This window comes from Agromyces solani (assembly GCF_058349925.1).
In genome coordinates, this window is record NZ_JBYRER010000002.1 from 551,076 (window position 1) to 563,784 (window position 12,709).

General features: G+C 71.3%; 12 protein-coding genes and 1 riboswitch. Of the genes, 3 read left to right on the forward strand and 9 right to left on the reverse strand.

The window, feature by feature from the left end; all coding sequences use genetic code 11:
• Positions 1 to 95: 95 nt before the first annotated feature.
• From ribH to AC3RJ7_RS10300, 5 genes are all read right to left on the reverse strand, one after another.
• Entirely contained in the window at positions 96 to 575 is a 480-nt protein-coding gene (gene ribH / locus AC3RJ7_RS10280) for a 6,7-dimethyl-8-ribityllumazine synthase (protein WP_491455738.1), read from the reverse strand.
• Positions 572 to 1,873, reverse strand: coding sequence for a GTP cyclohydrolase II (gene ribA, locus AC3RJ7_RS10285; RefSeq protein ID WP_491455739.1), 1,302 nt, complete (start codon positions 1,871 to 1,873; stop codon positions 572 to 574). Before ribA ends, ribH begins: the two co-directional genes overlap by 4 nt.
• A complete protein-coding gene (locus AC3RJ7_RS10290) occupies positions 1,870 to 2,577 on the reverse strand; it encodes a riboflavin synthase (RefSeq protein WP_491455740.1) in 708 nt (235 codons plus the stop codon). The genes ribA and AC3RJ7_RS10290 overlap by 4 nt, the downstream gene beginning before the upstream one ends.
• A 1-nt stretch (position 2,578) precedes the next feature.
• Positions 2,579 to 3,625, reverse strand: coding sequence for a bifunctional diaminohydroxyphosphoribosylaminopyrimidine deaminase/5-amino-6-(5-phosphoribosylamino)uracil reductase RibD (gene ribD / locus AC3RJ7_RS10295; RefSeq protein ID WP_491455741.1), 1,047 nt, complete (start codon positions 3,623 to 3,625; stop codon positions 2,579 to 2,581).
• An 86-nt stretch (positions 3,626 to 3,711) separates the two neighbouring features.
• A riboswitch (FMN riboswitch) is annotated at positions 3,712 to 3,857 on the reverse strand.
• A gap of 49 nt (positions 3,858 to 3,906) precedes the next feature.
• Positions 3,907 to 4,911 carry a sugar-binding transcriptional regulator gene (locus tag AC3RJ7_RS10300; protein ID WP_491455742.1) on the reverse strand — a complete coding sequence of 335 codons (1,005 nt, stop codon included), beginning with the start codon at positions 4,909 to 4,911 and terminating at the stop codon, positions 3,907 to 3,909.
• Between the two features lie 120 nt (positions 4,912 to 5,031).
• Between AC3RJ7_RS10300 and AC3RJ7_RS10305 the strand changes: the two genes are divergently transcribed.
• The 3 genes from AC3RJ7_RS10305 to glpK all read left to right on the forward strand — a co-directional run bounded on the left by AC3RJ7_RS10305 (position 5,032) and on the right by glpK (position 9,344).
• Complete coding sequence (locus tag AC3RJ7_RS10305) at positions 5,032 to 6,792, forward strand: glycerol-3-phosphate dehydrogenase/oxidase (RefSeq protein WP_491455743.1); 1,761 nt, start codon at positions 5,032 to 5,034, stop codon at positions 6,790 to 6,792.
• A 221-nt stretch (positions 6,793 to 7,013) separates the two neighbouring features.
• Positions 7,014 to 7,775 (forward strand): MIP/aquaporin family protein, encoded by a 762-nt coding sequence (locus AC3RJ7_RS10310; protein ID WP_491455744.1) that lies wholly within the window; start codon positions 7,014 to 7,016, stop codon positions 7,773 to 7,775.
• Positions 7,776 to 7,829: 54 nt separating this feature from the next.
• Positions 7,830 to 9,344, forward strand: coding sequence for a glycerol kinase GlpK (glpK, locus tag AC3RJ7_RS10315; protein WP_491455745.1), 1,515 nt, complete (start codon positions 7,830 to 7,832; stop codon positions 9,342 to 9,344).
• Between the two features lie 94 nt (positions 9,345 to 9,438).
• On the opposite strand, the gene AC3RJ7_RS10320 is transcribed toward glpK, so the two are convergent.
• Genes AC3RJ7_RS10320 through AC3RJ7_RS10335 form a run of 4 tightly spaced genes read right to left on the reverse strand, consistent with a single transcriptional unit; the run spans position 9,439 to position 12,708 of the window.
• Complete coding sequence (locus AC3RJ7_RS10320) at positions 9,439 to 10,236, reverse strand: HAD family hydrolase (RefSeq protein ID WP_491455746.1); 798 nt, start codon at positions 10,234 to 10,236, stop codon at positions 9,439 to 9,441.
• Positions 10,233 to 10,826 carry a GNAT family N-acetyltransferase gene (locus AC3RJ7_RS10325; protein WP_491455747.1) on the reverse strand — a complete coding sequence of 198 codons (594 nt, stop codon included), beginning with the start codon at positions 10,824 to 10,826 and terminating at the stop codon, positions 10,233 to 10,235. Before AC3RJ7_RS10325 ends, AC3RJ7_RS10320 begins: the two co-directional genes overlap by 4 nt.
• Before the next feature lies 1 nt (position 10,827).
• Entirely contained in the window at positions 10,828 to 11,838 is a 1,011-nt protein-coding gene (trpS, locus tag AC3RJ7_RS10330) for a tryptophan--tRNA ligase (RefSeq protein ID WP_491455748.1), read from the reverse strand.
• Between the two features lie 30 nt (positions 11,839 to 11,868).
• Positions 11,869 to 12,708: an exodeoxyribonuclease III gene (locus tag AC3RJ7_RS10335; RefSeq protein ID WP_491455749.1), complete on the reverse strand. Its 840-nt coding sequence runs from the start codon at positions 12,706 to 12,708 to the stop codon at positions 11,869 to 11,871.
• Position 12,709: the final 1 nt, after the last annotated feature.

Here is a 12,709-nt window from a genome sequence, read left to right on the forward strand (position 1 = left end):
GCTTCGCGCCTACTCGACCGACTCTGCGGGGTCTCGATACGGCGCTTCGCGCCTACTCGACCGACTCTGCGGGGTCTCGATACGGCGCTTCGCGCCTACTCGGCCGACTTCGCGAGCGCGCCGAGGGCCCGCGCGGTCGCGATCGCGGCCTCGGCCGCCTCGCGGCCCTTGTCCTCCTTCGACCCCGGCAGCCCGGCCCGGTCGAGCCCCTGCTGCTCGTCGTCGAGGGTGAGCACGCCGAAGCCGACCGGCTTGCCGGTGTCGAGCGCGACCCGGGTGAGCCCGTCGGTCGCGGCCGACGACACGTACTCGAAGTGCGGCGTGCCGCCGCGGATGATGACGCCGAGCGCGACCACCGCGTCGGCGCCCGCCTCGAGCGCCGCCTTCGAGACGACCGGCAGTTCGAAGCTGCCCGGCACCCGCACGATCGAGTAGTCGGCGCCGGCGCCCTCGAGCGTGCGCGTGGCACCAGCGATGAGTCCGTCGGTGATCTCGTCGTGCCAGCTGCCGGCGACGATCACGACCTTCAGTCCGCTGCCGTCGATGTCGAGGATGGGGGATCCCTGTCCGCTCATGATGCGTGTCCTTCCAGGAGGGCTTCAGCCGCGGCATCCGCGAGCTGCTGGTCGTCGATGGCGTGCCCCATGCGGGACGCCTTGGTCGCGAGGTACCCCTGGTTCACCGCGCCGACGCCGACGACGAGCGGCAGCCGCTCGGTGACGTCGATGCCGTGCGCGGTGAGCTGGCGCACCTTCTCGGGGTTGTTCGTGAGCAGGCGCACCTTCTCGACGCCGAGGTCGGCGAGGATCGCGGTCGCCGCCGAGTAGTCGCGGGCGTCGATCGGCAGGCCGAGCGCGAGGTTCGCGTCGAGCGTGTCGAGCCCCTGTTCCTGCAGGCGGTAGGCGCGCAGCTTGTTGATGAGGCCGATGCCGCGGCCCTCGTGCCCGCGCAGGTAGACCACGATGCCGCCGTCGCGCTGGATCGCCTGCAGTGCGGTGTCGAGCTGGGGGCCGCACTCGCACTTGAGCGAGCCGAACGCCTCGCCGGTCAGGCACTCCGAGTGCACGCGCACGATCGCGCCCGCGGGATCGGCGGCGGGCTCGCCCGCGATGATCGCGACGTGGTCGGCGCCCGTCCCGCGATCGCGGTACGCCCGCACCCGGAACTCGCCGTGCACGGTCGGCAGCATCGTCTCGACCTCGAAGGCGACGGGCGAGGACTCGGGCACGGCCGCTGCGGCCGCCGCGTCGAGGTCCTCGCCGTCGTGCCACTCGCGCAGCCAGTCGATGAGCGCCGCGACCGTCGTCACCGGCAGCCCCTCGCGCTCGCCGAGGGCGATGAGGGCGGGCAGGCGCATCATCTCGCCGTCGTCCTCGACGAGCTCGCCGATGACGCCGACGGGGGAGAGGCCGGCCAGCCGCATGAGGTCGACGGCGGCCTCGGTGTGCCCGGCGCGCTCGCGCACGCCGCCGTCGACGGCGCGCAGCGGCAGGATGTGGCCCGGCCGGACGAGGCCCTCGGGAGTCGAGGAGGGGTCGGCGAGCACCCGGAGCGTATGCGCCCGCTCGGCCGCGGAGATGCCGGTCGAGTTGCGATCGGCGGCGTCGACCGAGACGGTGTACGCCGTGCCTCGCAGGTCTTCGTTGCGCTCGACCATGAGGGGCAGCGACAGGCGGTCGGCGACGGAGTTCGGCATCGGCGCGCACAGGTACCCGCTCGTGTGGCGCACCATCCACGCGATCCACTCCTGGGTCGCGAACTCGGCCGCCATGATCGCGTCGCCCTCGTTCTCGCGGGCCTCGTCATCGGCGACGATGACGGGCTTGCCCGCGCGCAGCGCGTCGAGCACTTCGGGCATCGTGGCGAGGCTCATGCCGCGTCTCCTTCGTTCGTGGTGGTGGGTTCGGCGGGTTGGGGAGCGCCCGACACCGGAGGACGCGTCTCGAACCCCACCGACGACGGCAGGGTGCGGTGGTCGCCGAACTGCAGCATGCGCGCCACCTGGCGCGCGACGATGTCGGTCTCGATGTTGACGAGGTCGCCCACCACGCGCTCGCCGAGGGTGGTCGCGGCGAGCGTCTCGGGGATGAGCGACACCTCGAACCAGTCGCCCGTCTCGTCGGCGCCGACGCTCGACACGGTGAGCGAGACGCCGTCGACCGCGATCGAGCCCTTGTCGACGACGAGCGGCGCGTGCTCGGGGTCGAGCGAGAAGCGCACGTAGCGCCATGCCTCGCCCGGGCGGATCTCGAGCACCCGGGCGGTGCCGTCGATGTGCCCCTGCACGATGTGCCCGCCGAGTCGGTCGCCCACTCGCGCGGCGCGCTCGAGGTTGACCGCGAGGCCCTCGTGGGCGTGGTCGAGGGTCGACATCGCGAGGGTCTGCGCCATCACGTCGGCCGTGAAGCCCTCGTCGTCGAACTCGACGACCGTGAGGCAGACGCCCGACACCGAGATCGAGTCGCCGTGGGCCACGCCCTCGACGGCGAGCGGCCCGCGGACGGTGAGCCGGGCGGCGTCGTCGGTGCGTTCGACGCGCGTGATGCGTCCGAGCTCCTCGATGATTCCGGTGAACATGTCAGTTCCCTCCAGGGTGGGTGGTCGGATGGGCGACGAGCAGCACGTCGTCGCCGAGCCGCTCGACGGCGGCGAAGCGGAAGCGGCGGGCCTCCGCGATGGTCGAGATGCCGAGATCGCCGACGGCGAGGCGGGGGCCCCCGAGCAGGGCGGGCGCGACGTAGACGAGGAGTTCGTCGGCGAGGTCGGCCGCGAGGAATGCGCTCGCGAGCGCGGGCCCGCCCTCGACGAAGAGCGAGCGGATGCCTCGGCGCTGCAGCTCCTCGAGATCGGCGGCGAGATCGGCGCCGGTCAGGAACACCGGCTCGTGCGGATGCCGGCGCACGGCGGCGTCGGCGGGGACGGGCCGGCGGCCGAAGACGACCGGGACGGGCTGCTCGTCGAGGAGGTGGCCGCGGTCGTCGCGCGCCGTGAGCGACGGGTCGTCGGCGAGCACCGTGCCGGTGCCGACGGCGATCGCGTCGGCGGCCGAGCGACGCCGGTGCACGTCGGCGCGGGCGGCGGAGCCGGTGATCCACCGGCTCGTGCCGTCGGCCGCGGCGGCGCGTGCGTCGAGCGTCGCGGCCCACTTCACGATCACCCGCGGGCGACGGCGGCGCGCCGCGAGGAGCCAGTCGTCGAGGAGCGCCTCGACCTCGTCGGCGAGCACGCCCGGTACGACGTCGACTCCGGCGTCGCGGAGCCGGTCCGCACCGCCCGAGGAGTGGTCGCCGGGGTCGGCGACCGCGTACACGACGCGGCCGATGCCGGCCTCGATGAGGGCGACCGCGCAGGGGCCGGTGCGGCCCGTGTGGTTGCAGGGTTCGAGCGTCACGACGGCGGTGGCGCCGCGGGCGGCGTCGGGATCGAGCTTGGACAGCGCGTCGACCTCGGCGTGCGCGGTGCCGGCGCCCCGGTGCCAGCCCTCGGCGATGACATCGCCGGCGGGGGAGAGGATGACGCAGCCGACTCGGGGGTTCACGCCGCGGGCCGGGCCGAGCTCGGCGAGCTCGAGCGCGCGGCGCATCGCCGAGGCATCCGCCCCGTGCCGTTCATCGACCGTCGTCATTCCCTCGTCCTGTTCCGAGGCTCCGGGAATGCTCGGTCGGCCGCGGTTCGATCACCGCGGCGTCGACGGCGCGCACGGCGCTGCCGACACGTGCCGCCTCCCATCCGGACTTTCACCGTCGGTACCGGAATTCCACCGGTTCAACCGTGCACGGCCGATCTCCCGATCGATCGCGCCCGGCTCGCGGACTGTCACCGCCGGCTCGGAATTACACCGACCCCGGAGCACGTTTCTCGTGTTCGATCATAGGTCAACGCCGGTGCGTCCCGACTATTCCCGTGTCACACTGCGGGGGCCGTCTCCACGAGCGCCCGCGCCGTGCCCTCGTCGACGATGAGGTCGGTGAGGAGACCTGCGGCGAGGGCGCCGCGCAGGCCCGCGAGCTTCGCGCGGCCCGACACGACGCAGATGCGCCGCGGTGCGCGACGCAGCACCGAGAAGTCGGGGCCGGTCGCACGTTCGTTCAGCGCGATGCCCTCGGTCGAGCCGTCGGCCCGGTAGAACACCGTCGCGACGTCGCCGACGGCGCCCTCGCGGCTCAGGCCCTCGTAGTCGGCCCGCTCGAGGTAACCGCCCTGGTACACGTGGCTCGGCACCTCGGCGAACGGCGAGCCGATGCCGAAGAGCGCGAGGTCGAGCCGCCCCTGCAGCTCGAGCAGGCGCTGCGTCGAGCGCTCGCGCCAGAACGCCCGCTTCGTCTCGGGGTCGTCGAAGAACGCCGGCACGGGGAACTGCTGCACGCGCGCGCCGAACGCGTCGCCGAACCGGCGCAGCAGCTCGCTCGCGTAGACGATGCCGGTCGTGCGCACGTTGCCCGCGCCGTTGAGCTGCACGATCTCGGTGTTGTGCGTGGCCTTCGGCACGAGATGGCGGCTCATCGCCCCCATCGTCGAGCCCCACGCGACGCCGATGAGCTGGTTCGAGTCGACGAAGCGCCCGAGAATCCGTGCAGCCGAGAGGGCGACGCGATCGAGTCGGTCGACGTCGCTCGCGTGGTCGGGCACGGGGATGACGTGGGCCGCGACCTCGAACCGCTCGAGGATCTCCTGCTCGATGCGGCTCGGCAGGTCGAGCGGGGAGTGGATGGAGATCTCGACGAGCCCGCTCGCCCGCGCGTGGCTGAGCAGTCGTGACACCGAGGATCGCGAGGTGTGCAGCTCGTGGGCGATGGCATCCATCGTGAGGTCCTGCATGTAGTACAGGTGCGCCGCGCGCAGCGCATCGCGGGTCTTGCCGGGCACCGCCTCGTCGACGTCGACCGTCGCGAGCAGCTCCTTGTCGATCATCCGATCCTCCTTGCACGTATGTGCACGCGCCTTGCAAGTTCGTTCTGCCGTGTTCACGATGTATTCATCCACACCGGGCAGGCTGATGCAAGCCCGCCGTTCCCGCTCGAGAGGACAGCGATGTCGACGCATTCGACGAATCGGAACCACCGGCGGGCACCGCTCGACGGTGCCGCATCCACCCGCGACGAGGTCGCCGCCCTCCGGGCTCGCCCGCGGGCTGCCGTGCTCGTCATCGGCGGCGGCATCAACGGCATCGCGACGTTCCGCGACCTCGCGTTGCAGGGCGTCGACGTCGTGCTCGTCGAGCGCGGCGACTTCGTCTCCGGGGCGTCCTCGGCCTCGTCGCACATGATCCACGGCGGCATCCGCTACCTCGAGAACGGCGAGTTCCGCCTCGTCAAGGAGTCGGTCGAGGAGCGCAACGGGCTCATCCGCATCGCCCCGCACTACGTCAAGCCGCTCGAGACCACGGTGCCGATCTTCTCGACCTTCTCGGGCATCCTCTCCGCTCCGCTGCGCTTCCTCACCCACAAGTCGGGCAAGCCCACCGAGCGCGGCGCCGCGCTCATCAAGACCGGGCTCACGATCTACGACTCGTTCTCGCGCGACGGCGGCGCCGTGCCGCGCCACCGGTTCCACGGCGCGAAGCGCTCGCTCGCAGAGCTCCCCGCCCTGAACCCGGGCGTCAAGTACACGGCGACCTACTACGACGCGAGCATGCACGACCCCGAGCGGCTCGCACTCGACGTGCTCTTCGACGGGCTGGCCGCCGGCGCGCACGCCCGCGCGGTGAACTACGTCGAGGCGATCGGCCACGACAGCGCCGGCGTGCGGCTGCGCGACGCGACGACGGGCGAGGAGTTCTCGGTCGCCGCGGACGTCGTCGTCAACACGTCCGGGCCGTGGACCGACCTCACGAACGCCGAGCTCGGCCGCGAGACCCGGTTCATGGGCGGCACCAAGGGCTCCCACATCGTGCTCGACCACCCCGAGCTCCTCGCCGCAACCGCCGGCCGCGAGATCTTCTTCGAGCACGAGGACGGCCGCATCGTCCTCATCTACCCGCTCAAGGGGCGGGTCATGGTCGGCACGACCGACCTCGAGCACGACATGCGCGAACCCGCGATCTGCACCGAGGCGGAGGTCGACTACTTCTTCGACCTCATCGCGCACGTTTTCCCAGCCATCGCGGTCGACCGCTCGCAGATCGTCTACCGCTTCTCCGGCGTGCGGCCGCTGCCCCGCCACGACGACACCCAGCCCGGCTTCGTCTCGCGCGACTACCGCATCGAACGGGCGGATGCCTCGGACCGGCCCTGCACGACCGTGCTGAGCCTCGTCGGCGGCAAGTGGACGACCTTCCGTGCCCTCGCCGAGCATCTCTCCGACGAGGTGCTCGCGCTGCTCGGCCGCGAGCGGGTCGTGTCGACCAAGGGGCTCGCGATCGGCGGCGGCGCCGGCTACCCCTCGACGGACGACGCACGACGAGTCTGGCTCGTCTCGCACGGCGACGAGGTCGGCCGGGCCCGTGCCGAGGAGCTGCTGGAGCGCTACGGAACCCGGGCGGCGGCGTACCTCGCCGACATCGAGGGCGAGCCCGAGACCCCGCTCGCCGGGAACGCCGGCTACACCGGTCTCGAGATCGCCTGGCTCGTACGCCACGAACGCGTGGTGCACCTGCAGGACGTCGTGCTGCGTCGCACGAGCCTGGCCTTCACGGGCGCGCTCACCGCCCCGTTGCTTGCCGAGCTCGCCGGCATCGTCGGCGCCGAACTCGGCTGGGACGCCGAGCGCGTGAGCGCCGAGGTCGCCGCGACGACGGCGCTGCTCGCCGAGCGGCACGGGGTGCGGCTGAGCCTTCCGGCTTCGGTCGAGTAGGCGCGGAGCGCCGTATCGAGACCGCGGAGCGGCGGTCTCGATACGGGCGCTCGTCCGTCGAGCCCTCCTCGACCGAAGGACGCCGAATCTGCACGGATGTGCACGTGGAAACGCCTCGCACCGGGCATTCCGACGGGTACGTTTCATCGGGGCCGAACGCGGCCCGCGGTTCGAAACGGGCGGATGGAGGCATCCGCTCGCCCTCTTGAAAGAAGGTCAACGTGGACAATCTCGGTCTCGTCTTCCTCTCGGAAGTCGTCGGCACCGCCATGCTCGTGCTGCTCGGCTGCGGCGTCGTCGCCAACGTCGCGCTCGCGAGGAACAAGGGCCACAACGGCGGGTTCCTCATGGTGAACATCGGCTGGGGCCTCGCGGTCTTCGCCGGCGTCATCGTCTCGTACTCGTCCGGCGCCCACCTCAACCCGGCGGTCACGCTCGGGCTCACGGCGAACCTCCTCGGCAAGGGTGAGACGGACTTCGTCCCCGGCGTCCCGATCGACGGGGCGTCGATCGCGACCTACATCACGGCGCAGATGGTCGGCGCCTTCATCGGCGCGGTCATCTGCTGGCTCGCGTACAAGCAGCACTTCGACGCGGAGCCCGAGGCCGGCAACAAGCTCGGCGTCTTCTCCACCGGCCCCGCGATCCGCTCGTACGGCTGGAACCTCGTCACCGAGATCATCGGCACCTTCGTGCTCGTGTTCGTCATCATCGGCTTCACGAACGGCGGCACCCCGGCCGAGCTCGGCGCGATCCCCGTCGCCTTCCTCGTGATCGGCATCGGCGCGTCGCTCGGCGGCCCGACGGGCTACGCGATCAACCCCGCCCGCGACCTCGGCCCGCGCATCGCGCACGCCCTGCTCCCGATCAAGGGCAAGGGCGGCTCGGACTGGTCGTACTCGTGGGTGCCCGTCGTCGGCCCGGTCATCGGCGGCGTCCTCGCCGGCTGGGCGGCACTCGTGCTGCTCCCCGTCCTCGGCTGACCCCGGGTCATCCACCCCACCCCCACCATTCACTGACAGCAACGGAGTTCTCAGATGGCTGACTACGTCCTCGCGATCGACCAGGGCACCACCTCGTCGCGCGCGATCATCTTCGACAAGGCCGGATCGATCGTCTCGACCGGGCAGCTCGAGCACGAGCAGATCTTCCCCCGCGCCGGTTGGGTCGAGCACGACCCGGCCGAGATCTGGCGCAACACCGGCGAGGTGATCGGCCAGGCCCTCGGCAAGGTCAACCTGACCCGGCACGACATCGCCGCGGTCGGCATCACCAACCAGCGCGAGACCACGGTCGTCTGGGACAGGACGACCGGCGAGCCCGTGTACAACGCGATCGTCTGGCAGGACACCCGCACCCAGGCGATCGTCGACCGGCTCGCGGCCGACGGCGGCGTGGAGCGGTTCAAGGAGAAGGTGGGCCTGCCGCTCGCGACCTACTTCTCGGGCACGAAGGTCGTCTGGATCCTCGAGAACGTGCCGGGTGCCCGCGAGAAGGCGGAGGCCGGCGACCTGCTGTTCGGCACGACCGACACGTGGGTGCTCTGGAACCTCACGGGCGGCGTCGACGGCGGCGTGCACGCGACCGACGTGACGAACGCGAGCCGCACCATGTTCATGGACCTCGAAACCCTGCAGTGGGACGACGAGATCCTCGCCGCGTTCGACGTGCCCCGATCGATGCTGCCCGAGATCAAGTCGTCCTCGGAGGTCTACGGCGTCGCGAACGAGCACTCGCTGCTCCGCGAGACCCCCATCGCCGGCATCCTCGGCGACCAGCAGGCGGCGACCTTCGGGCAGGCCGCCTTCGCCACCGGTGAGGCGAAGAACACCTACGGCACGGGCAACTTCCTCATCTTCAACACCGGCGAGGAGATCGTGCACTCGAAGAACGGGCTGCTCACCACCGTCGGCTACAAGCTCGGCGACCAGCCGGTGCACTACGCCCTCGAGGGATCGATCGCGGTGACGGGCTCGCTCATCCAGTGGCTGCGCGACAATCTCGGCCTGATCTCGTCGGCCGCCGAGGTCGAGGCGCTCGCGAACTCGGTCGAGGACAACGGCGGCGCCTACTTCGTACCCGCGTTCTCGGGGCTGTTCGCTCCGTACTGGCGACCAGACGCCCGCGGCGCGCTCGTCGGGCTCACCCGGTTCGTGAACAAGGGGCACATCGCCCGCGCCGCGCTCGAGGCCATCGCCTTCCAGACCCGCGATGTGATCGAGGCCGTGAACGCCGACGCCGGAGTCGACCTCACCGAGCTCCGGGTCGACGGCGGCGCGACGGCCAACGACACGCTGCTGCAGTTCCAGGCCGACATCCTCGGCGTTCCCGTCGTCCGGCCGGTCGTCGCCGAGACGACCGCCCTCGGCGCCGCCTACGCCGCGGGCCTCGCCGTCGGGTTCTGGTCGAGCCTCGACGAGCTCGCGCAGAACTGGCAGGAGGACCGCCGCTGGACGCCCGCGATGGACGATGCCGAGCGCGAACGACTCGATCGCAACTGGAAGAAGGCCGTGTCGAAGACCCTCGATTGGGTCGACGACGACGTCATCTGACGTCGAACGCTCCCACCGCAGGTTACGGTGGGTTCTCGGGCCGGGCGCATGGGGGTGCGCCCGGCCCACTCTCGTGCCGGGCGCCGACCGCGGGTCAGGCCAGGTGCCGGCCGAGCACGGTCGCGAGCTCGGCGAGCGAGGCGATCTCGACGACGCCCGCCTCTGAGGCCGCCGCGGCGTCGCCGGATTCGGGGCGCGCGCCGGTGCGATTGAGCCAGACGCCGACGAGGCCGGCGCGAGCCGCCCCGATCGCGTCGGTGACGAGCCGGTCGCCGACGTAGGCGGCACGACCGACGGGTGCGACGTCGTCGAAGCGGGCCACCGCGAGCTCGAAGATCGCCGGATCCGGCTTCGCAACACCGGCCTCGCCGGAGGCGATCACGAGCTCGAACCGGTCACGCAGGTCGAGCCGATCGAGCTTCGAGAGCTGCAGGTCGAGTTCGCCGTTCGTGATGACCCCGAACCGCACGCCGGGCAGCGCCGCCTCGACGGCGTCGAGGGCGGGAAGGGCGTCGTCGTGCAGCGACCACGACTCGCGGTAGCGCTCGAAGTAGCGGGAGAACCAGGCGCTCGCGGCGAGGTCGTCGAGTTCGTCGTCGTGAGCCAGCGCGAAGTCGCGCGCGCGGGCCCGGCGCTGCCCCTCGTAGGTCGCCCGCCCGGCGAGGTACTCGTGGTAGTGCTGCTCCTCGAGCTCGTGCCAGAGCTGTTGCGCCGAGACGTCGTCCCCGGTGTATGCCCGCTCCCGCATGTGCAGCACGATGGCGATGGCGACCGCCTCGCGGTGGGCCATGAGCGTGTCGTCGAGATCGAAGAGGACGAGCGGGGACCTCGGCTCGGAACCTGCGCCCGGATCGTCGGCACCGGGCTCGTGCCGGAGTTCGTCGGCGGTCACGCGGCACCGCCGGCTGCGGTCACCCCACCGAGGAGGGACTGCCAGCTCGCGACGGCGTCGGCCTCGGGCAGGCGGCCGCGCTCGGCCGACCAGCCGGGCAGGTCGACCCCGTCGCGACCGGGCACGGTCGTCGACTCCGTCGTGGTGTTGCGGAAGCCGGCGGCCCGGGCGACCATCGCCGATGCGACGTTGCCCCGGTTGGCCCGCCAGGTGATGCGATCGGTGCCGGGCAGTTCGGCGAAGGCCCAGTCGCACACCGCGAGGAGCGCCTCGGCCGTATACCCGGAGCCGCGGTGATCGGCGCCGAGCCAGAAGCCGACCTCTCGGGCACCCGTGCGCAGGCCGATGACGCCGAGCAGCGGGCCGCCCGACTCGGCGCGGATCGCCCACGTCAGTTCAGTGCCCGCCTGCCACGCCCCGGGCACGTACTCCTCGAGGAATCCGCGGGCGTGCGCGTCGGTGTAGGGCCACGGCGTCGTGAGGAACTGCTCGAACAGCGGATCCTTGCAGTACCGCGTCACGCGCTCGGCATCGCCGGCGACGGGCAGGTCGAGCACGAGCCGTGGCGTGCGCAGGGTGATCGGCTGCATGTCAGCGCTTCCGCACGAAGCCGACTCGGTCGTAGACGTCGCGCAGCACCTTCTCGGCGCGCTCTGCGGCGCGGTCGGCGCCGATCGCGAGCAGTCGGTCGAGTTCGGCCGGGTCTTCGAGCAGTTCGAGCGTGCGCGCACGGATCGGCGTGAGCCGGTCGACGACGACCTCGGCGAGCTCCTTCTTGAGGTCGCCGTACCCGCGACCGGCGTAGCGGGCCTCGAGCTCGGCGATCGACTCGCCCGAGAGCGAGGCGTAGATGTCGAGCAGGTTCGAGATACCGGGCTTCGTCTGGGGGTCGTAGCGGATCTCGCGCTCGGCGTCGGTGACCGCGCTCTTGAACTTCTTCGCGGTCACCGCGGGGTCGTCCATGAGCTTCACGAGTCCGGCCTCGGAGGCCGCCGACTTCGACATCTTCGCCGTCGGGTCCTGCAGGTCGTAGATGCGCGCCGACTCCTTCGCGATGAACGCCTCGGGCACGACGAACGTGTCGCCGTAGCGCGAGTTGAACCGCCCGGCGATGTCGCGGGTGAGTTCGAGGTGCTGGCGCTGATCGTCGCCGACCGGCACGAACTGCGTGTCGTAGAGCAGAATGTCGGCGGCCATGAGCACCGGGTAGGTGAACAGGCCGACGGTCGTCGCGTCGGCGCCGTGGCGGCTCGACTTGTCCTTGAACTGGGTCATGCGGCTCGCCTCGCCGAAGCCCGTCATGGTGCCGAGCACCCACGCCAGTTCGGTGTGTGCGGGCACGTGCGACTGCACGAACAGGGTCGACCGCTCGACGTCGACGCCGGCGGCGAGGTACTGCGCGGCGGTGCGGCGCACGTTGTCGTGGAGCGCCTTCGGGTCCTGCTGCACGGTGATCGCGTGCAGGTCGACGACGCAGTAGATGGGGTCGTACTCGTCTTGCATGGCGACCCAGTTCACGAGGGCGCCGAGGTAGTTGCCGAGGTGCAGCGAGTCGCTCGAGGGCTGCATGCCCGAGAAGACGATGGGACGGTTGTTGTTCATGGAGGTCCTCAGGAAGAAGTGGAGAGCAGGTCAGATGGCGTAGTCGACGACGACGGGAGCGTGGTCGGACCATCGCTCGTCGTAGGCCGCGGCGCGATCGACGACGTACGAGACGACCGTCTCGGCGAGGGCCGGGGTCGCGAGCTGGTAGTCGATGCGCCAGCCGGTGTCGGTGTCGAACGCCTTGCCGCGCTGCGACCACCACGTGTACGGGCCGGGCACCTCGCCCGCGTCGCGGCGGCCGACGTCGACCCAGCCGAGCCCGGCGCCCGCGTTGTAGGCGGGGTCGTCTTCGGCGCCGATGAACCGGTCGAAGTAGGCGCGCTCGGTCGGCAGGAAGCCGGCCTTCTTGACGTTGCCCTTCCAGTTCTTGATGTCGAGGGTGCGGTGGCCGACGTTGAGGTCGCCGACGACGACGGCGAGGGGGGAGTGCGCGGCGAGTTCGGGCAGGCGCTGCTCCATCGCGTCGAGGAACTTGTACTTCTCGACCTGCTTGGGGGTGCCGTCTTCGCCGGAGTGCACGTAGGCGCTCACGACCGTGACGACGCGGTCGCCGACCTCGTAGTCGGCCTCGAGCCAGCGGCCGGCGCTGTCGAAGTCGGCGGCACCGAGCTCGACCCGGTGGATGTGCGCGCGTCGGCGGCTCGCGATGGCGACCCCGGCCCGACCCTTCGCGGTCGCGGGGTCGTGCAGGATGTCCCACTCGTCGCCGAGCAGGCCCTGGAGGTCTTCGGTGGACGCGCGCACCTCTTGCAGCGCGAGGATGTCGACGTCGCGCCCGGCGAGCCACTCGCCCATGCCCTTCCGGAATGCGGCACGCACTCCGTTCACGTTGACGCTGGCGAGACGGAGGGGCTTCGCAGAGGGCATG

Excerpts from the sequence above, each read along its gene's own strand:
- ribH (WP_491455738.1), bottom strand. The coding sequence starts at position 575 with ATGAGCGGACAGGGATCCCCCATCCTCGACATCGACGGCAGCGGACTG.
- ribA (WP_491455739.1), bottom strand. The coding sequence starts at position 1,873 with ATGAGCCTCGCCACGATGCCCGAAGTGCTCGACGCGCTGCGCGCGGGC.
- AC3RJ7_RS10290 (WP_491455740.1), bottom strand. The coding sequence starts at position 2,577 with ATGTTCACCGGAATCATCGAGGAGCTCGGACGCATCACGCGCGTCGAA.
- ribD (WP_491455741.1), bottom strand. The coding sequence starts at position 3,625 with ATGACGACGGTCGATGAACGGCACGGGGCGGATGCCTCGGCGATGCGC.
- AC3RJ7_RS10300 (WP_491455742.1), bottom strand. The coding sequence starts at position 4,911 with ATGATCGACAAGGAGCTGCTCGCGACGGTCGACGTCGACGAGGCGGTG.
- AC3RJ7_RS10305 (WP_491455743.1), top strand. The coding sequence starts at position 5,032 with ATGTCGACGCATTCGACGAATCGGAACCACCGGCGGGCACCGCTCGAC.
- glpK (WP_491455745.1), top strand. The coding sequence starts at position 7,830 with ATGGCTGACTACGTCCTCGCGATCGACCAGGGCACCACCTCGTCGCGC.
- AC3RJ7_RS10325 (WP_491455747.1), bottom strand. The coding sequence starts at position 10,826 with ATGCAGCCGATCACCCTGCGCACGCCACGGCTCGTGCTCGACCTGCCC.
- trpS (WP_491455748.1), bottom strand. The coding sequence starts at position 11,838 with ATGAACAACAACCGTCCCATCGTCTTCTCGGGCATGCAGCCCTCGAGC.
- AC3RJ7_RS10335 (WP_491455749.1), bottom strand. The coding sequence starts at position 12,708 with ATGCCCTCTGCGAAGCCCCTCCGTCTCGCCAGCGTCAACGTGAACGGA.